Here is a 17,678-nt window from a genome sequence, read left to right as displayed (position 1 = left end):
CGCGACCCAGTCCGCCGGCACGGGCACGCCGGCCGCAGCGCCGGCCGTCGCGGCCGCCAACGCAACGAATGCCCAGGGGGCGCAATGACGCAAACCGTACAGGCGCAGATCGCCTACTTCGGCAAGATTCCGTCGCGTGGCGACTTCGTGAAGAGCCCGCACAACCCGCAGTTGCTGCAGACGCTCGACCGCTGGATCGCGCAGGCGCTCGAACTGCTCGCGGAAGATCCGCGCTGGAAGCTCGTCTACGAGGATGCGAAGCCGATGCATTTCGCATTCCTCGGCTCGCGCAGCAAGCTCGCGATCGCGGGCCACATGGTCGCGAGCCACGACGTGTCGATGCGCCGCTTCCCGTTCCTCGGCGCCACCGCGCTCGAGGTCGACCGGCCGCTCGCGTTCCTCGCGCGCAGCCCGCTCGCGTTCGCGCGGCTGTGGTCGCGCGTCGCCACGCAGATCCCGCCGCTGCTCGGCAAGGACGAGCCGCCCGGCGCGCTGCAGGCGCTCGGCGACACGCAGGTGCCGATCGACGTCGGCGGCCCCGGCACGTCGCATGACGGCACCTTCAACGATTTCGTCGAACACCAGTCGCTGTACGGCCTCCAGGAGATGCTGCTCGAAAGCGGTCATCCGGTGCGGCTGCGCGGCGCGATGCTCGCGCTCGGCTCGCTGCTGCGGCCGGTGATGCAGAGCGGTTCGTCGCACATCGAGCGCGGCCTCACGCTGCCGCTGCCGGTCGATCCGTTCTACCGCAGCCTCGTCGCCGCGTTCTGGCTCGAACTGATCGCGCCGTTCGTCGCGCAGGCCGATTTCGAGCTCGCGATCTTCATCGGCACGATCGCCGAGCGCGAACGGCTCATCATCGGCTTCAACGGTGCGTCGGCGAAGACGCTGCTGAGCGTCGTCGACCCGCAGACCTACGCCGCCCACAACATCGACATCGACGATCCCGAGTGGATCGACGCCCATGCGCAAAACGATCACCAGATCAGCAAGCTCGTCAGCTACCTCGACCAACCGCAACTCTCGCTGCGCGTCGCCATCGACGCGTTCCGCGAAGCGTTCATCGGAGGCTGACGGGATGCATCGCACGATTCAGGTTCGGCGCGCGCGCTTTTCGGTCGCCTTCTCGCCCGCCGTCACCGCCCTCCTCGCTGCCGGACTCTTCGCCAGCAGCACGGCCTTCGCACAGAACACGGGCGCAACCGTCACGCCGGTCGGCAACGGCACGGTCACGACGACCGCGCTGTCCGCGAACACCGGCGCCGCACCGGGGACGGCCTCCGGCGCCGTCGTGCACGGTACGGCCGGCACCGCGAACACCCTCACGCCGCCGCCCGCGACCGCGACGCCCGGCCAGGTGGTCGTCGGCGGCAAGGTGCCCGACGAAGCGACCAAGGCCGCCGTGCTGCAGAAGCTGCGCGATACCTACGGCGCGGCGAACGTCGTCGACCAGATCGAAGTGGGTGACGTTGCAACGCCGCCGAACTGGAGCGCGAACGTGCAGAAGCTGCTCGGTACGCAGCTCAAGCAGATCAGCAAGGGGCAGCTGAAGATCAACGGCACGCAGATCGAGATGAAGGGCGAGGTGCACAACGAAGCGCAACGCCAGCAGCTCGCGAGCGACATGGCGAACACGCTGAACCCGACGTATACGATCAAGAACGGGCTGCGCGTGTCGGCGTCCGAACAGGGCGTGCTCGACCAGACGCTCGCGAACCGGACGATCGAGTTCGAGACCGGCAGCGCGACGCTCACGCCGCAGGGCAGGCTCATCCTCGACCAGATGGCGGCGGCACTCTCGAAGATGCAGAACCGCACGGTCGACATCATCGGCCACACCGACAACTCGGGGAACCGCACGTCGAACATCGCGCTGAGCCAGGCGCGTGCGGATGCGGTGAAGGGCTACCTGATCACGAAGAGCATTCAGCCGCAGCAGATGACGACGACGGGCGTCGGGCCGGATCAGCCGATCGCGCCGAACGATACGGCGGATGGACGGGCACGGAACCGGCGGATCGAGTTCCGGGTGGGGCAATAAAGGACGCCTGCTGCCGCTCCTCCCGGAGCGACACGGCAGGCAAAAACGGGCGGCTGCAGCGATGCGCCGCCCGTTTTGCGTTTACGACTGCTCGTCCGGCCGCACGCCCAGCAGCTCGCGAATATGCGACAGCGAGCCGTCGTCCTTGACGACGCTCTCGAGCCACTTGTGCAGCGGCATGTCGGCCCATTCGGCGGCCTTGTCGGCGAGATACGCGACCGGGCTGTGCGGCTCGGTCTGGCGGAAATAGCGGGCGACCGCGCGCAACTGGTCGACCGCCTGCGCACGGTTCTGGATGCCGGCGATCATCTGCGGCACCGGGGCGCGCGGAACGGGCTGCGGTTGCACGTGAGTCTCCTCGGACTGAATCGGGTTGCCGAACACCGGCTCGATGCGCTCGGGCTGCGCCTGCGGTGCCGACTGCGTGTGCGGTGCGCTGCCCGTATAGCCCTGCTCGCGCGCAAAGCGCTCGGCGAGCCGGTACACGGTCTCGAATGCGTCGCGCGCCTGCCGGAAGCTCGGCGCCGAATCGCCCGCACGCTCGACGAGCCGCTCCTCGAACGCATCGAGCGCGAACTCGAACGCCTTCAGGTTCGCGAGCAACGCGGTGTAGAACGCGATCGACGTCACGCGCCGCGACGAATCGATCTGGTCGATCGACGGCTTGCCGCGTGCGATGTCGTCCGCGTGTTCGGGGTCGCGCTTGATCGCCTGCGCGACGTGCTGCGCCACCTCCCAGTCGAGCGTGCTGAACGCGTTCGACGCACCGTCCGTCATCGGCACCGCGCGCAGCAGTTCGGCCGTGCGGCCGGACAGCCACGCGACGTTGCCGAGCCGGTGCTCGGTGTCGTCGTCTTCGGGCAGCGGATGCACGGTGTCCCAGAAGTCGCGGCACAGGCCCTCGAGCAGCGCATAGCCTTCGGTGAGGCCGGTGACGCCGTCCTCGAGCGCGAGCGCCTCGGTCAGCCACACGGCGAGCCGCAGGTCCTTCGTGCGCGTGCGCAGCAGCTCGCCCGCATGGTCGACCACGAAGCCCCAGTCGGCCTCCTTGATCTCGGTCACCCACTCGCCCTGGTCGAGCGTCGGATCGTCGTAGCGCCGCGCGTCCTGGATCGCGTCGAATTCGTTCGAGAACAGCAGGTCGTCGCCGCTGGGCGACGCATCGCTGATCGGCGTCAGCAGCTCGGGGAGATTGATCGGCATGGTTCGTCAGTTCATCAAATGCTTGCGTTGCACGGCCGAGCTCATTCGACGGTGTACGTGAATTCGCCGGCCTCGTCCGCGCGCACCGCGATGCGCGCGATGGCCTCGCCGTCGGCGATCCGGCCAAGCACGTGGCCCGCGATCTCCGGCAGGAGCGTGCCGTTCAGGATGTGGTCGACGTTGCGGGCGCCCGAGTCGACCTCGGTGCAGCGTGCGAGCACCGCATCGACGAGCGACTCGTCCCATTCGAACGCCGCCTTGTGGTTCGCCTCGATCCGGCGGCGGATCCGCTCGAGCTTCAGCTCGATGATCTCGGCCAGCACGTCGTCGGAAATCGGGTAGTACGGCACCACCTTCATCCGCCCGAGGAACGCGGGCTTGAAGGTCTTGTACAGCTGCGGGCGCAGCGTCTCTGCGAGCGCGTCCGGATCGGGCAGCTCCTCGGCCGGCTTGTTCAGGCACGCCTGCATCACCGCAGTGGAGCCGACGTTCGACGTCAGGATGATCAGCGTGTTGCGGAAGTCGATCTCGCGCCCTTCCGCGTCGTCCATCGCGCCCTTGTCGAACACCTGGAAGAACATCTCGAGCACGTCCGGGTGCGCCTTCTCGACCTCGTCGAGCAGCACGACGGAGTACGGGTTGCGGCGCACGGCCTCGGTCAGCACGCCGCCTTCGCCGTAGCCGACGTAGCCCGGCGGCGAGCCCTTGAGGCCCGACACGCTGTGCGCTTCCTGGTACTCGCTCATGTTGATCGTGACCATCTTGCGCTCGCCGCCGTACAGGATGTCGGCCAGCGCGAGCGCCGTCTCGGTCTTGCCGACGCCCGACGGCCCAACGAACATGAACACGCCGCGCGGCTTGTTCGGATCCTCGAGGCTCGCGGTCGCGGTGCGCACACGCTGCGCGATCGCGTCGAGCGCATGGTCCTGGCCAATCACGCGCGCGGCGAGCAGCGGCTGCAGGTTCAGCACGGTGTCGATCTCGTCCTTCACCATCCGGCCGAGCGGAATGCCCGTCCATGCGGCGACGATCTCGGCGACCACGTGGCCATCGACCTGCAGCGGCACCATCGGCTCGCCGCCCTGCAGCGCGTGCAGCGCCGCGACGCGCTCGGCGAGCTTGTCGCGGGTCGCCTGCACGTCGGCCGGCTGGCCGTCTTCCGACGGGCCGCGTGCCTTGTCGAGCGCTTCGCGCAGTTCGGTGATCTCGGCGACGATCACGCGCTCGGCTTCGTAGCGCGCCTCGTCCTTCGCCAGTTGTTCGAGCGCCGCGTCGCGCGTACCGCGCAGCTCGCCGAGCCGCTCGTCGTGCGACGCGCCGCCGGCCGCCTCGCGCTCCAGCGACGCGATTTCCGCGTCGATCCGCTCGATGCGCTTCTTCGTGTCGTCGATCGCCGCCGGCGTCGCGCTGTGCGCGAGCGCGACCTTCGCGCACGCGGTGTCGAGCACGCTGATCGCCTTGTCCGGCAGCTGGCGGCCGCTGATGTAGCGGTGCGACAGGCGCACGGCCTCGGTGATCGCGTCGTCGAGGATCCGCACGTTGAAGTGCTTCTCCATCAGGCCGGACATGCCGCGCAGCATCGCGGCCGCGAGCGGCTCGCTCGGCTCCTCGACCTTCACGACCTGGAAGCGCCGCGCAAGCGCCGCATCCTTCTCGAAGTACTTCTTGTATTCGCTCCACGTCGTCGCCGCGATCGTGCGCAGCTCGCCGCGCGCGAGCGCCGGCTTCAGCAGGTTGGCCGCGTCGTTCTGGCCGGCCTGGCCGCCCGCGCCGATGATCGTGTGCGCCTCGTCGATGAACAGGATGATCGGATGCGCGCTCTTCTTCACCTCGTCGATCACGCTCTTCAGGCGGTTCTCGAACTCGCCCTTCACGCTCGCGCCGGCCTGCAGCAGCCCCATGTCGAGCACGTGCAGCGCGACGCCGCGCAGCGGCGGCGGCACGTCGTCGGCCGCGATGCGCAGCGCGAGGCCCTCGACGACCGCGGTTTTGCCGACACCGGCCTCGCCGGTCATGATCGGGTTGTTCTGGCGGCGGCGCATCAGGATGTCGATCGCCTGGCGGATCTCGGCTTCACGACCGATCACCGGGTCGATCTTGCCATCGCGGGCGCGCTGCGTGAGGTTGGTCGTGTACGTGTCGAGCGCGGGCGTCTTCGACGGGCCGGCCGCCGGTGCGATGCCGTCGGCGGCCGGCGCGACGTCGCTACCCTCGTCGTCCGCCTGACGCGGCTCGGCTTCGCTCGAGCCGGCCATGATCTCGTCGAACTTGTGCTTCAGGTCCGTCACGTTCATTTCCGCAAACTGCGACGACATCCGTTGCGCGAACTGCGCGAGATCGGACGCGGTCAGCAGCGCGAGCAGCAGGTGCCCCGAACGGATGCGGCCGAGCTGCGAATCGAGCGACGCGATCAGCCATGCCTGCTCGAACAGCGCGATCAGGTGCACGGAGAACACCGGCGTACGCGTGTTGCCCGTCTTCAGGCGCGTCAGTTCGCGCTCGAGATCGGCGTGCAGCGCGTGCGGATCGACGCGGCTCGCACGCAGCGCAAGCGGCAGGTCGCCCGTCGCTTCCTCGAGCAACGCGAGGAACAGGTGCTCCAGATCGACCTCGTAATGGCCGCGCGCCAGGCACGCGCTTGCCGCACGCTCGGTCGCGTGGCGGCACAGCGGGTTCAGTTTCGTGATCAGGGTCTTCAGAGGCGTGCTCATGGCGTCGATCTCAGTCTCAGGTTCGATTGCGTGTTTGTTGTCGTTCGGAATCAGTGAATCACGTGCAGCTCGTAGCGGGCGTCGGAACGGTCCTCGATCGCGTCGCGCGTACACAGGAACGCATCCCAGCCGAGCCGCGAGCCCGCGCCGAGCACGCTGGCGCCGACCTCGGTGCGCTTGAGCACGAGCTTCACTTCGTATTCGAGCGTGACGCCTGCGAGCAGCGTCAGCATCCGCTCCAGCGCGATAGCGTGCGCACCGCCGGGCAGGAACGCCTCGTAGTCGCGCTTGGACAGCGGGCCGACGACGATCCGCGCGCGCATGTCGCGCTGCCACACGCGTTCGCCGACGAGCGCCGTCGCGCCGAGCACCGCGTTGACTTCGCCGAGCACGCTCAGCTGGTCGGGCGGCACGTCGTACCACTTGCCGACGAACTGGTCGATCTTCACCGGCACACGGAAATAGTCGGACAGCGTGCGCTGCAGGTACGCGGCCGACATCGGCCGGTGCCGCGCGGCGAGCGCATAGCCGGCGACGGCCTCGTCGAGCACGCCGCCCACGCCAGCCGCGAGACTGTCACGCACCTCGTCGCTCGGCACGCCCGCGATCGCGAGCAGCAGCGGCAGATAGCGCTCGTCGCGATCGAGCTCGTAGTGGAACGGCAGCCGGTATTTTTTCCACGCGGCATAGAACAGCGCGGTCGCACGGTTCGAGAACACGTCGAAGAATGCGCGCGCCGCATGATCGCGCTTCAGGTGTTCGCGCGCGACGATCTGCTCGGTGTAATGCAGCGGCAGCGCACCCTGCCCGCCCAGCAGCCCGAAGAACGCGGGCGTCAGCTCGACGTGGCCGAGCTCGCCGGCCGCGAGCGCGGCGCCGCGCGCCTCGCCCGTCTTGAGCTGGGTGCCGTCGTCGTCGAACGAGCGCGCGCCTTCGATCTCGCTCGGCGGAAAGCCGAGCGACAGCGTGTTGCGGAATTCGATGCGCTGCGCGACCACGTCGCCCTGCCGCCACGCGCCGGGCGCATCGGACGCCTGCCGCGCGAACAGCCCTTCGAGCACGCGCACGGCCTGGAAGAACTCGAAGCGGTGCGGTTCGTCGAGCAGCGCGTCGACTACGCCAGGATCGATTCGCCGGTGCGGGGCTTGCATCGGATGATCTCCTCGCCGGTGCGCTTCGACACGACGACTAATTGAACGAAACTGTTGAGGTGGACGTACAGCCCGAAGAAGCTGTCGAGCACGCGTATGAACGACGCGAGGCTCGCGCCGACGAAGTGCTCCTCGTCGATCGTCAGGCGGATCTCGATGCCGCGCACGAAGGTCGCGAACGGCTTGCCGGGCAGCCACTGCACCGCGCCGCGCTGCTCGACGCCGGCGAGGCCGTCGATCTGGCGCATCGACACCGCCGTGCGCCGCAGGTCGTACAGCGTCAGCATTTCCTTCAGCGGCGCGAGGCCGTGTGCAACCAGCGACACGTGATTGAGCGCGAGGTGCGACACGAGCCGCCAGTGCGCGGCGCGACCCCGCTCGAAGCGCACGCTCTGCGTCGGGCGGCGCAGCAGCGCGATGCCGCTCGTCTGCGCGCCGCCTTCCTGGAACAGGTCGCCGCCTTCGAGCCCGAACGCGAGCATCGCCGGCAGGTCGCGGTTCGTGCAGGTGAGGTCGAGGCTCAGTGTGTCGGTCTGCGGCGAGGTCGGCTCGAAATCGATGTCGACGATCGAGATCTCGGTTTCGTAGCCGGGGCTCTTCTGCGCGACCCAGTCGTTGCGGCGCGCGAACCAGTAATGGCCGATCCGCGCCGATTCGCCGTGATGCAACGAATAGAACGGCCGGAATTCGATCACCGATTCCTCGTGCGCCTGCTGCCTGACGAGCTTCACCGAGTCGATCGAATACACCTCGTACGCGAACGCGCGCCGCGCCTCGGCGATCACCGGGTAGGACACCGCGCGGTGCGTGATGCGGATCGGCTCGCCGTGCTGGCGAAACAGGTTGACGATCGGCGTGCAGAACAGCCGGAAGTGGCTCGCCGTCAGCAGTTCGAGCAGCCGCGCGACGTGCGAATCGCTGCGCACGTCCTGCAGCACGAGATGCAGCGTCGCGCGCTGGCAGCGGCCCGTCGCGCGCGCGATCGCCGCGATGTCGAAGTCGACGAAATCGAACTTGTCGGGGAACGCGAAGTATTCGGTGAGCAGGCGATACGCGGGATGCGATTTCGCCGGGTAGTCGATCAGCGCATCGTCCTCGTCGAAGCCGGCGTGCGCGATCGGCAGCTTGCGCAGCGCGGTCCAGCGGCCGTTGCGTTCGGGCTCGACATACGCGCCGAGCACGTTGACGAACAGGCAGTCGGTCAGCGCGGCGACGAACGACTGCTCGCCGTGCAGGTGCGCGCGCAGCGTCGGCAGCTTCAGTGCGCCGAGATCGAGCTGCGCGGCGAGCGATTCGAACGTGATCGAGATCACGCCCGTCGCATTCGACGGCAGCACCGTCGCGCTCGGCGCGAGCGCCACCGGCGTATAGCGCGCTTCCGAGATGCGGATCGGCGCGAGCGTCACGTCATAGGCGGTGCGGAACCGGCACTGCACGCCGCGAATCGGGCGACTCTTCAGCTCGGTGCCGCGATCGATCACGACCGGCTCGGTCTGCTGGCCGGGCGACGCCGGCGTGAACTGCGCGATCGAGCACGACGGGAACGGCCGCAGGTAGTGCGGATACAGCACTTCCAGCAGCGCTTCGGTGAATTCCGGGTAATCGTCGTCGAGCTTCTTGTTGATGCGCGCGCCAAGCAGCGCGAACGACTCGATCATCCGCTCGACGTGCGGATCCTCGCAATGCTCGCCGGACAGCGCGAGCCGCGCCGCGATCTTCGGATAACGTTCGGCGAAATCTCGCGAATAGCGCCGCAAAAACGATAATTCGCGCTCGTAATACGGCAGCAATTCTTCCATCGACGACCCCGAACCTCAATATTTCCTGCCGGACCCTGATCCACCACCGGGCGGTCCGGCCCGCTCGGCGGCATGATTTACTGCATTCTTGCGGCGCGTGCGCGCGTGACCGAATACTGCAGCGTCGAGGGCTGCAGCATCGCGTCGAAACTCACCGGCTCCTCGGCCGGGTGCACGACGAGCAGCGCCTGAATCGCGAAGTAAAGCGCGTTGGTGGCCTGCTCGTTCAGCTCGAACGTCACCTGCACCTGCTGCAGGCGCGGTTCGTGGCGTGCGATGGCCTGCTGGATCGACTTGCAGATGAACGCGCGATCGTAGTGACTCGCCAGGCTCAGCCCCGCGAAATCGTTCAGCCCGTAGGTCAGCACCGACTTCTGGCACTCCGGCAGCGCGGCCAGCTCGATCTCGGTGTGAGCGATACGGGTGTTGAGGATCGCCTCGACGTCGCGGGCGACCGTGTTCTTGAGCTCGTCCAGCGACAATTGCCGCATCGCTGCCGAGGCCGGCAGGTGCGGTTCGTCGTCGAACAGCTTGTCGAGAAAACTGGGTTCGAATCGTTTCATCGGCCCTGATTCACAGCGAAAACGGCAACGGGGACGCCGCGCGCCCCGTTGCCGCAACCGACTTTAGACCGCGTAGGTCTTGTCGTTCTTCGTCAGACTCCAGGCGCCTTGCGTGTTGCCGCCCTGGTTGCCGCCGATCTTCTGCTGGGTTTGCTTCCACTGCACAGCTGCGTACTTCAGCGAGAACGTCTCGAGCGGCAGACCTTCTTCGCGAACGCTCGGGGCGATGCTCGAGATGATCACGTACTTGAGCTTGACTTCCAGATACTGCACGCGCTTGCCTTCACCGTCAGCGCGCGAGAAATGGACCGTCACCTCGTCGAACGTGGTGCCGCCCGAAGCGTGTTGGTACAGCAGCGGGCTCGACGAATCGATTTCCTTCGTGAAAATCATGTCGCCGTGTTCGCAACGCGTCATCGTGTGACCGCCAGCGGTCGATGCGGTTGCCGAACGCGGCTGAACGATCGAGTGATCCCACGATTTCAGTTCGATCCAGCCCTGGTGGTCCTTGTCCGCGGATTCGCCCTTCACCGCGGGACTACCAAACTGCAAGTGCATATGTAACATGGCCCTTCGACTCCCCAAAGAGGTGGTTTTAACGTCCTACCCAGGCGGCCCGCCCGGGCGATTTACTCGCTTATGAATTTGCCGGTTTGGGCAGATCAGCGACAAGTCGCAGAGAAATCGAGAGTTCGTCGAGCTGAAAGTGCGGGCGCAGGAACGCGACCGAACGATACGAGCCCGGCTTGCCCGGAATCTCTGACACTTGTATGGATGCCTCGCGCAGCGGAAATTGCGCTTTCTGTTCCTGCGAGGCGTTATCGTCGAGCAGGACGTACTGCGAAATCCACCGGTTAAGGAAAGTCTCCACGTTCTGCGCCGACGCGAAGCTGCCGATCTTGTCCCGCATCATCGCCTTCAGGTAGTGCGCGACGCGCGATACCGAGAAGATGTACTGAAGCTGGGCGGATAGGACGGCGTTCGCATTCGCGCTGTCGGTGCTGTATTTCTTTGGTTTCTGCACCGACTGCGCAGCGAAGAACGCGGCGTAATCTGAGTTCTTGCAATGGACGAGCGGGATGAAGCCGAGGTCGCTCAACTCCTTCTCGCGGCGATCGGTGATCGCGATTTCGGTCGGGCACTTCAGCGCGACTTCACCGTCGTCGGTCTTGAACGTGTGGGTCGGCAGGTCCTCGACGAGACCGCCGCCTTCGACGCCGCGGATCGCCGCGCACCAGCCGAAGTCGTCGAATGCGGCCGTCAGGCGCGCAGCGAACGCCCACGCGGCGTTGCACCACAGGTACTTGTCGTGGTCGGTGCCGTCGACGTCCTCGACGAAGTTGAAGTTCTCCGCGGTCTGGCCGTCCTTCGGATTGAACGGCAGGCGGCCGAGGAAACGCGGCAGCGTCAGGCCGACGTAGCGCGAATCTTCGGCGTCACGGAACGACTTCCACTTCGCATATTCGACCGTATCGAACACCTTGCCCAGGTCGCGCGGCTTGCCGAGGTCGGAGAACGACTCGAGGCCGAGCAGCTCGGGCGATGCCGACGCGATGAACGGCGCATGCGCGGCCGCCGCGACGTGCGACATCTGCTCGATGAAGTACATGTCTTCCGGCTGGCGCGAGATCTCGTAATCGCCGATCAGCGCACCGAACGGCGAACCGCCGAACGTGCCGAACTCTTCTTCGTAGACCTTCTTGAACAGCGCGCTCTGGTCGAACTCGCTCGCGCCCTTGAAGTCGCGCACGAGGTCGCGCTTCGGTGCGTGCAGCGCCTTGATCTTGATCGTCTGGCCGGTGTTGCTTTCCTTGACCAGGTAGTCCATCCCGCGCCACGTGCTTTCGAGGCGCTGGAATTCCGGCGCGTGCATCACTGCGGAAAGCTGCGTGGAAATCAGGCGGTCCAGTTCCGCGACGCGCGCGTCGATCGTGGCCGACAGGTTGTCCGACACGATCACCGTGCCGTCGAGCACCTGGTGCACGAGTTCGCCGATCAGGTCCTTCGCACGCGCATGCTCGGAATCGGATTTCGCGACCTTGCTCTTCTCGACGATGTCGTCGAGCAGCGAAGTCCCGGCGGCGTAGTCCGCGCCGCTCGCTTGGGCCGCAGCCGTTTGCTGGTTCATCTCAACACTCCGTCGTCATTCGCCGTCTTTGTCGCCGCCCGTGCCCTTCGCGAGCTCCTGCAGCTGCTGCGTGTTCTTCAGCACCTCGGACAGCAGATCCTCGAGCTTGTCGTTGCCGGCGAGCTTGTTGCGCAGGTCGGCGAGCTTCGAGCGCGCCTCGAGCAGGCGGCGCAGCGGCTCGACCTGTTCGACGACTTCATCCGGGCTGAAATCCGACAGCGAACGGAACTTCAGGTCGACCGCGAACTTGCCGCCTTCCGGGCTCAGGCGGTTTTCCACCTGGAACGCGGCGCGCGGCTCGATCGCCTTCATCACGTCGTCGAAATTGTCGCGATCGATGTTGACGAATTTACGGTCGCGCAGCTTCGGCTGCTCGATTTCGGACTGGCCCGCCAGATCGCCGACGACCCCGACGACGAACGGCAGTTCCTTCACCTCGATCGCATCGCCCTTCTCGACCTCGTAGGTCAGTTGGACGCGCGGCGGCCGTATTTTCTGCAAGCTTTTCTGAATGCTTTCTTTCTTGGCCATCTCGACGGCTCCCAGGTTAGTTGTGGTTATCGCGTCAGTTTTGCGGTCAGTTGCGCAGTGCGCCGAACGGGTCAGCGCCGCCCTTTTGCGGCGTGGTGGGCGGCGTCGGCGCAGTGGCGGCCGCCTCGGCCGTCGGTGCAGCGCCGCCCGTCTTCGCACGATGAACGACACGGCGCGTCTGGCGCGGCTTCACGGCCTTCGTTTCCGGCGGGAACAGCGCCGATTCACCCAGCGTATCGCGCAGCTGCTTCGCGAGCGCCTGCGCGTCCGACTTCGCGTCACCCGCGAGCGACGAATCCTGGCGCAGCTCGCCGAGCGACTGCGTCGCGATCCGCAGGCCGGCCACGGCCAGCACGCTCTTCGCCTGACGGTCGGTCGCGTCGCGCTGCAGGGCTTCCTGCGCGGCAACGATTGCCTGGCCGTAGTGGTTCTGGGCGAACTGGATTTGCGCGATGCGCGACCACGGCTCTTCGCGCGTCGGATCCGACTTCGCGAGCTGCTGATACAGGCCGAGGGCCTTGTCCTGGTCCCCCGCCTTCGCAACTGCGTCCGCATCCGCCAGCGACTTGTTGAACACTTCGGCAGTCGGCGGTGCGGGAGGCTGGCTCGCACAACCGGCGATCACGCCGCAAGCCACTACTACCCCAGACAGTTTTGCGAAGAGACGGTCTTTCATCGTTATATCCACCGGCGCGTGAGTTTTAAATCGTTGAGAATCTGGTTCTTTTGCTTTGCAAGAAGCGCGCGGGTATAGTACCGATCAATTTTTCATAATTCAATCGTCGTGTGAAGAGTAATTCCTTTTAAAACCGGGCGCTACCCCCTCCAATGGCCTCTCGCAGCGGGCTCGCAGCGATTTTTCTTTCGGCCGGAACGGGCAAGTTTTACTGGTTTCGCGACGCGCCGCCCGGACGGCGGAAAAATTTTCCGGACGCCTGCCATGATGCGGGCGTGCTTAATAGTTGAACGGTGCAATGTCGGGGATACGCAGCGAACGCGGAAATTCCCGGCAGATTTGACAGGGATAAAAGGCAGCCCGCCGGAAAACCGATGAGATCGTTGATGATTCGCTACGCGCTGCCACTGGTTGCCTGCGCCCTCCTGGCCGGATGCGCGGCCGCCCCGCTGCTCGGCTCGGCCGCGAGCGCCGTGATGTCCGCGGCCGGCATCGGCAAGCCCGAGCTGCCCGACGCGCAGAAGCCGCCGCGCAACCTCGGCATCACGCTCGCCGCGGCGCCGAACCTGAATGCCGCGACTGACAACAAGCCGCTCGCGCTCGTCGTGCGGCTCTATACGCTGAAGGACCCGACGTCGTTCCAGCAGGCGCCGTTCGACGCCTTTACGGATCCGACCAAGGAAAAGACCGCATTGGGCGCGGATCTGCTGAACGTGCGTGAAATCACGCTGATTCCGGGCCAGCGCTATACGGCGACCGAGAAGGTTTCGCGCGAAGCACAGGCATTCGGCATCGTCGCGCTGTTCCGCGATCCCGCACTACAACGATGGAAACTGACGTTCGATCCGGTGAAGTCGGAGAAATCCGGCATAATCATCGGCCTGCATAATTGCGCGATGACGGTCACCGACGGCACTGTCATCGCACCGCAACAGGGTGCGCCTTCGCAACCGCTGAATTTGCTTTCTTCGGTCTCCTGCGGTTAAACAATGACGCACGAATGTCAATTAACAAGAGTTAACAATTGGCGATTTAATTCGGGCACGAACAAATCGATTACATCGCAACGCGACATTAACCGGATTTGACATGAGTTATTCGGCCAAGGTGCTGTGGGGGGAAGGGCTGTTCCTCCGGCCTCAACACTTTCAGCGGCAGGACGCGTACCACGAAGCGCGCCTGTTCGAATCGATCCAGGCGATCCAGCCGTACAACTGGGGCGTGCGCTCGGTGCGTATCGACCGCGATGCGCTCGGCAGCAACGTGCTGCGGGTCGCAGAGCTGGCGCTCGTGTTCCCGGACGGCGCGCTGTATGCCGCGCCGCAGGCCGACGACCTGCCGCCGCCGATCGCGCTGGACACGCTGCCCGACGGTATCAACGAATTCGTGTTCTATCTCGCGCTGCACCCGCTGCGCGAGAACGGCACCAACTACAGCGACGATCCGGCCGCCGGCTTCATGACGCGCTTCGTCAGCGAGCAGACCAGCGTCGGCGACAACTTTACCGATGCGGCCGAAGCCGACATCACGTTCCTGAAGACGCAGGTCAAGCTGATTGCGCACAGCGAACCGCGCGACCAGCTGCTGTCGGTGCCGCTCGTGCGCGTGCGCCGCACCGCGACGTCCGGCTTCGAGATCGACGACAGCTTCGTGCCGCCGTGCCTCGCGATCGATGCGTCGCCGATCCTCCATCAGCGGCTGCGCCAGCTCGTCGACGCACTGCAGGCGAAGGTGAACGCGCTGTACGGCTTCCACCGCGAGCCGTCGAAGAACATCATCGAATTCCGCTCGGGCGACATCGCGTCGTTCTGGCTGCTGCACACCGCGAACGCCGCGTTCGCGACGCTCGCGCACCTGCACCAGCATTCGGCGCTGCATCCGGAGCGGCTGTTCCAGGAACTGCTGCGCCTTGCGGGCCAGCTGATGACGTTCTCGAAGGGCTATACGCTCGCCGACCTGCCGGTGTACCGCCACGACGATCCGGGCCCGAGCTTCGCGCGTCTCGACCTGATGCTGCGCGAGCTGCTCGACACCGTGATCTCGACGCGCTACTTCGCGATCACGCTCGACGAGGTGCGCCCGTCGTTCCACCTCGGCCGCCTCGATTCCGGCAAGATCGACGACAAGACCGAGTTCTACCTGGCGGTGTCCGCGGACATGCCGAGCGTCGAGCTCGTCGATGCGGTGCCGGCCCGTTTCAAGGTCGGTGCGCCCGACGACGTCGACAAACTCGTGCTGTCGGCCATGCCCGGCGTGCGGCTCTCGTACACGCCGCAGGTGCCGCCCGCGATTCCGGTGCGCCCGGGCGCCTGCTACTTCGCGCTCGATTCGCGTGGCGCGCTGTACGAGCGCATGCTGCAGGCCCAGTCCGCGATGATCTACGCGCCGACTGGCATCAATGACCTGAAATTCGAACTGATCGCGGTCACATCATGAGCTACGCGCCTTCCCTGTTCGGCGACAACGCACCGGCCCCCTTGCATACGCCGGCGTCGACCGACGCCTCGTTCCAGGCCCGTTCGCTGCTCGACCTGCTGTACGACGGGTTCTTCATGCTGTTCCTGCTCAAGAACGGGCGGGAGCCGGAGAGCGCGGGCGAATTCAGCACGCGGATCCAGGAATTCCTGTCGGATTTCGAGCGCGGCGCGAAGAAGCTGAATATCGCGGCAGAAGACGTGTACGGCGCGAAGTTCGCGTTCTGCGCGGCGATCGACGAGATGGTGCTGTCGTCGCAATTCAAGATCCGCACGGACTGGGAACGCCGGCCGCTGCAGCTCGTGCTGTTCGGCGAGCAGCTCGCGGGCGAGAAGTTCTTCCAGTATCTCGAGGAATGTCGCGCGCAGGGTGCGGCGCGGCTGCAGTCGCTCGAGGTGTTTCACATGTGCCTGCTGCTCGGGTTCCAGGGGAAGTATCTGCTGGAAGGGCCGGAGAAGCTGGCGTACCTCACCGCGCGGCTGGGGGACGAGATTGCGCACATGAAGGGCAAGCGGGCGCCGTTCGCGCCGCATTGGCCGCTGCCGGATCAGATCGCGCATCGACTCAAGCGTGAAGTGCCGGTTTGGGCGATTGGGGCGGTGTTTGCGTTGGTGGCGCTGCTCGGGTATCTCGGGCTGAATACGTATCTGAAGGACAAGACGCTGCAGGCATTGGCACCTTATTCGCAGGTGATCAAGGTCGGGCCGGAGTCGGCTAATTTGACGATTTCGCTGCCTTGAGGGGTGTTGGTTGTTGCGGCAACGCTTTATGAAAAAAGGACCGCTTGGCGGTCCTTTTTTGTTTGTGGCGTGCTCGCGGCGCGCTGTCAGAACAGGATGAATGCGTCGTTTTCGACGTAGAACACGAACGCGTCGAACAACTGGACGAGTGTCGGTTCGTCGATCTGGTCGTGCGCGTTGATCACGATGTCCTCGATCGTCGCGCTGTCCAGCGTCACCTGCCAACCAAGCTGCCTGGCGATGGCGGGCACGGCTTCGTCTTCAGCGTCTTTGGTGTCTTCGGAAAATGCACCTTCCGTGTCGAGGGTCCACGGCATCGGAGGGAGATAGAGCCATCCGGAGAAATCGCCCGGGCGTTCGAGAATGTGTTTCAGCGACACTTCGGTCGCGGGGGTGGTCGACATGGGTATTGCGGTTGTAGCAGGGGGAATGCGTCGAAGCAGCGGTATCGCGAATGCACGAAAATGCGTCTGCCGCAGCGCCTGTGTCAGCGAGCCGTGATTATGCCCATTTAGTCACGCTCATGCCTCCCCCTTCAACTCCCGTCAAATTTCCCGCGTCGGACGGCTCATCAGGGTTGGTAGCGGATCGTTTCATAGATCTTGGCCATACCTTGCTTCGCTGCGCTCTCGTTCGCAGCCAGTCCGGACGAGAGGACAACGCAGGTCCAGCCCTTGCCGCAGATCTTGCTCGTGACGAGATCGAGACGATGCGCATAGAACTCGTCTTGCTTGAAAAGCGTGTGTGTATAGCGTGAAGCAAGCGCCGGATATTTACCGCTCAACATGAATGAGGCGAAGTCCGGCTTCGTGTACTGAGTGGGCTTGTCGTCCACCTGACTCCGGTACAGATACTGCACAGTACCTTCGTAAGAAGGTGCAACCTTGGTTCGCAGCACCTGAACGACGACGTCCAGATTCAGTACTGCGAACGCGGATTTGTCGGCCTCGATACTGACTCCCCTGCCGTCGGTGTCCTGGAGCGGATCGTTTGCCGTGACCCTCCAGTCGCCCGGGAGTTGAAAGCTCAGACCGTTGGCTTTGAAGAGCTTCGGATGCGCAAGATCAGGGGCTGCTGCGGCTCGCGGCCGGAAGTCGTCGGCATATGATGCTGTTGTAAGCGCGAGGAATAGGAAAGGAACGAGAACGATTCGCATAGAGCGCACTCTTTCTAAACATCACATAAAACCTGCATCCTAAATACGCATCAACTATTCCTCATACCGAACGAAAATCCACCCCTTATATGACCGCAACTTCCCAATCGGCTGACTGCTTTTTGAAATCTCCACTTTCTTTCGATTGAATTGCGGGCAAGACGCGATGATTTCCGTAATCGCTGCATCTACGACCTGGCCGTCCTCCTCATCAGACTTCCTAGCCAAATAGACGTATATTGCGATCAGATCCGAATCGAAGTCGTACGCGATTGCCCGAACCCCTTCACGCACTGCTCCGATGAAGGAAGAGAAGACAACCCACTTTACGTTGGCCTCTATCACCTCACACTCCAACATACGACCCTTACACCGAAAATCTCAAGCACAAGGGCAAGGGCAACACCATGTTTAATTTAATGCCCGGGAAGCATGAACATCAGTCGCGATTACAACCAACGACAACTCGTCGGTCCAAGCCGAGATAAAGCCACCACCTGAACC

Annotated in this window: 16 protein-coding genes; 5 read left to right on the top strand and 11 right to left on the bottom strand. The window is 64.8% G+C overall.

Features of this window, described 5'->3' with window-relative positions; genetic code table 11:
* Positions 1-84: 84 nt before the first annotated feature.
* On the top strand, positions 85-1,074 hold the full coding sequence (gene tagF / locus G3N93_RS05150; protein WP_174939747.1) for a type VI secretion system-associated protein TagF: 990 nt from the start codon (positions 85-87) through the stop codon (positions 1,072-1,074).
* Between the two features lie 4 nt (positions 1,075-1,078).
* The gene (locus tag G3N93_RS05145) at positions 1,079-2,041 is read left to right on the top strand and encodes an OmpA family protein (RefSeq protein ID WP_174942271.1); all 963 of its coding nucleotides are present in this window, start codon (positions 1,079-1,081) and stop codon (positions 2,039-2,041) included.
* A gap of 81 nt (positions 2,042-2,122) precedes the next feature.
* Here G3N93_RS05145 and tssA read toward each other — a convergent pair whose 3' ends face one another.
* The 9 genes from tssA to G3N93_RS05100 all read right to left on the bottom strand — a co-directional run bounded on the left by tssA (position 2,123) and on the right by G3N93_RS05100 (position 12,803).
* The gene (gene tssA, locus G3N93_RS05140; RefSeq protein WP_174939750.1) at positions 2,123-3,244 is read right to left on the bottom strand and encodes a type VI secretion system protein TssA; all 1,122 of its coding nucleotides are present in this window, start codon (positions 3,242-3,244) and stop codon (positions 2,123-2,125) included.
* Between the two features lie 41 nt (positions 3,245-3,285).
* Positions 3,286-5,955: a type VI secretion system ATPase TssH gene (gene tssH, locus G3N93_RS05135; protein ID WP_206132417.1), complete on the bottom strand. Its 2,670-nt coding sequence runs from the start codon at positions 5,953-5,955 to the stop codon at positions 3,286-3,288.
* 50 nt (positions 5,956-6,005) lie between these two features.
* On the bottom strand, positions 6,006-7,106 hold the full coding sequence (gene tssG, locus G3N93_RS05130; protein WP_011350761.1) for a type VI secretion system baseplate subunit TssG: 1,101 nt from the start codon (positions 7,104-7,106) through the stop codon (positions 6,006-6,008).
* Positions 7,070-8,905, bottom strand: coding sequence for a type VI secretion system baseplate subunit TssF (tssF, locus tag G3N93_RS05125; RefSeq protein ID WP_174939757.1), 1,836 nt, complete (start codon positions 8,903-8,905; stop codon positions 7,070-7,072). Before tssF ends, tssG begins: the two co-directional genes overlap by 37 nt.
* Positions 8,906-8,982: 77 nt before the next feature.
* Positions 8,983-9,468 carry a type VI secretion system baseplate subunit TssE gene (gene tssE / locus G3N93_RS05120; protein WP_043191646.1) on the bottom strand — a complete coding sequence of 162 codons (486 nt, stop codon included), beginning with the start codon at positions 9,466-9,468 and terminating at the stop codon, positions 8,983-8,985.
* A 63-nt stretch (positions 9,469-9,531) separates the two neighbouring features.
* Entirely contained in the window at positions 9,532-10,035 is a 504-nt protein-coding gene (locus tag G3N93_RS05115) for a type VI secretion system tube protein Hcp (RefSeq protein WP_006477093.1), read from the bottom strand.
* Between the two features lie 70 nt (positions 10,036-10,105).
* Positions 10,106-11,596 (bottom strand): type VI secretion system contractile sheath large subunit, encoded by a 1,491-nt coding sequence (gene tssC, locus G3N93_RS05110; RefSeq protein ID WP_011350759.1) that lies wholly within the window; start codon positions 11,594-11,596, stop codon positions 10,106-10,108.
* Positions 11,597-11,611: 15 nt separating this feature from the next.
* Positions 11,612-12,127, bottom strand: coding sequence for a type VI secretion system contractile sheath small subunit (gene tssB / locus G3N93_RS05105; RefSeq protein ID WP_006484395.1), 516 nt, complete (start codon positions 12,125-12,127; stop codon positions 11,612-11,614).
* A gap of 46 nt (positions 12,128-12,173) precedes the next feature.
* On the bottom strand, positions 12,174-12,803 hold the full coding sequence (locus G3N93_RS05100) for a M48 family metallopeptidase (RefSeq protein WP_174939759.1): 630 nt from the start codon (positions 12,801-12,803) through the stop codon (positions 12,174-12,176).
* 374 nt (positions 12,804-13,177) lie between these two features.
* Between G3N93_RS05100 and tssJ the strand changes: the two genes are divergently transcribed.
* The 3 genes from tssJ (at position 13,178) to icmH (ending at position 16,018) form a co-directional block, all read left to right on the top strand.
* On the top strand, positions 13,178-13,789 hold the full coding sequence (gene tssJ / locus G3N93_RS05095; RefSeq protein ID WP_174939761.1) for a type VI secretion system lipoprotein TssJ: 612 nt from the start codon (positions 13,178-13,180) through the stop codon (positions 13,787-13,789).
* 103 nt (positions 13,790-13,892) lie between these two features.
* Complete coding sequence (gene tssK / locus G3N93_RS05090) at positions 13,893-15,239, top strand: type VI secretion system baseplate subunit TssK (RefSeq protein WP_011350756.1); 1,347 nt, start codon at positions 13,893-13,895, stop codon at positions 15,237-15,239.
* The gene (gene icmH, locus G3N93_RS05085; RefSeq protein WP_011350755.1) at positions 15,236-16,018 is read left to right on the top strand and encodes a type IVB secretion system protein IcmH/DotU; all 783 of its coding nucleotides are present in this window, start codon (positions 15,236-15,238) and stop codon (positions 16,016-16,018) included. The genes tssK and icmH overlap by 4 nt, the downstream gene beginning before the upstream one ends.
* 86 nt (positions 16,019-16,104) lie before the next feature.
* On the opposite strand, the gene G3N93_RS05080 is transcribed toward icmH, so the two are convergent.
* Positions 16,105-16,422, bottom strand: a complete 318-nt coding sequence (locus G3N93_RS05080; RefSeq protein ID WP_206132416.1) for a hypothetical protein — start codon at positions 16,420-16,422, stop codon at positions 16,105-16,107.
* Positions 16,423-16,589: 167 nt separating this feature from the next.
* Positions 16,590-17,174 carry a hypothetical protein gene (locus tag G3N93_RS05075; protein ID WP_206132415.1) on the bottom strand — a complete coding sequence of 195 codons (585 nt, stop codon included), beginning with the start codon at positions 17,172-17,174 and terminating at the stop codon, positions 16,590-16,592.
* Positions 17,175-17,678 lie beyond the last annotated feature (504 nt).

Source organism: Burkholderia sp. Se-20378 (assembly GCF_017104665.1).
In the GTDB taxonomy this organism is placed as follows: Bacteria; Pseudomonadota; Gammaproteobacteria; order Burkholderiales; family Burkholderiaceae; genus Burkholderia; species Burkholderia lata.
This window is presented reverse-complemented; position numbering and strand designations above follow the sequence as displayed.

Excerpts from the sequence above, each read along its gene's own strand:
- icmH (WP_011350755.1), top strand. The coding sequence starts at position 15,236 with ATGAGCTACGCGCCTTCCCTGTTCGGCGACAACGCACCGGCCCCCTTG.
- G3N93_RS05115 (WP_006477093.1), bottom strand. The coding sequence starts at position 10,035 with ATGTTACATATGCACTTGCAGTTTGGTAGTCCCGCGGTGAAGGGCGAA.
- tssF (WP_174939757.1), bottom strand. The coding sequence starts at position 8,905 with ATGGAAGAATTGCTGCCGTATTACGAGCGCGAATTATCGTTTTTGCGG.
- G3N93_RS05100 (WP_174939759.1), bottom strand. The coding sequence starts at position 12,803 with ATGAAAGACCGTCTCTTCGCAAAACTGTCTGGGGTAGTAGTGGCTTGC.
- tssB (WP_006484395.1), bottom strand. The coding sequence starts at position 12,127 with ATGGCCAAGAAAGAAAGCATTCAGAAAAGCTTGCAGAAAATACGGCCG.
- tssC (WP_011350759.1), bottom strand. The coding sequence starts at position 11,596 with ATGAACCAGCAAACGGCTGCGGCCCAAGCGAGCGGCGCGGACTACGCC.
- tssK (WP_011350756.1), top strand. The coding sequence starts at position 13,893 with ATGAGTTATTCGGCCAAGGTGCTGTGGGGGGAAGGGCTGTTCCTCCGG.
- tssH (WP_206132417.1), bottom strand. The coding sequence starts at position 5,955 with ATGAGCACGCCTCTGAAGACCCTGATCACGAAACTGAACCCGCTGTGC.
- tssE (WP_043191646.1), bottom strand. The coding sequence starts at position 9,468 with ATGAAACGATTCGAACCCAGTTTTCTCGACAAGCTGTTCGACGACGAA.
- G3N93_RS05080 (WP_206132416.1), bottom strand. The coding sequence starts at position 16,422 with ATGTCGACCACCCCCGCGACCGAAGTGTCGCTGAAACACATTCTCGAA.
- tssA (WP_174939750.1), bottom strand. The coding sequence starts at position 3,244 with ATGCCGATCAATCTCCCCGAGCTGCTGACGCCGATCAGCGATGCGTCG.
- tssJ (WP_174939761.1), top strand. The coding sequence starts at position 13,178 with ATGAGATCGTTGATGATTCGCTACGCGCTGCCACTGGTTGCCTGCGCC.
- G3N93_RS05075 (WP_206132415.1), bottom strand. The coding sequence starts at position 17,174 with ATGCGAATCGTTCTCGTTCCTTTCCTATTCCTCGCGCTTACAACAGCA.
- G3N93_RS05145 (WP_174942271.1), top strand. The coding sequence starts at position 1,079 with ATGCATCGCACGATTCAGGTTCGGCGCGCGCGCTTTTCGGTCGCCTTC.
- tagF (WP_174939747.1), top strand. The coding sequence starts at position 85 with ATGACGCAAACCGTACAGGCGCAGATCGCCTACTTCGGCAAGATTCCG.
- tssG (WP_011350761.1), bottom strand. The coding sequence starts at position 7,106 with ATGCAAGCCCCGCACCGGCGAATCGATCCTGGCGTAGTCGACGCGCTG.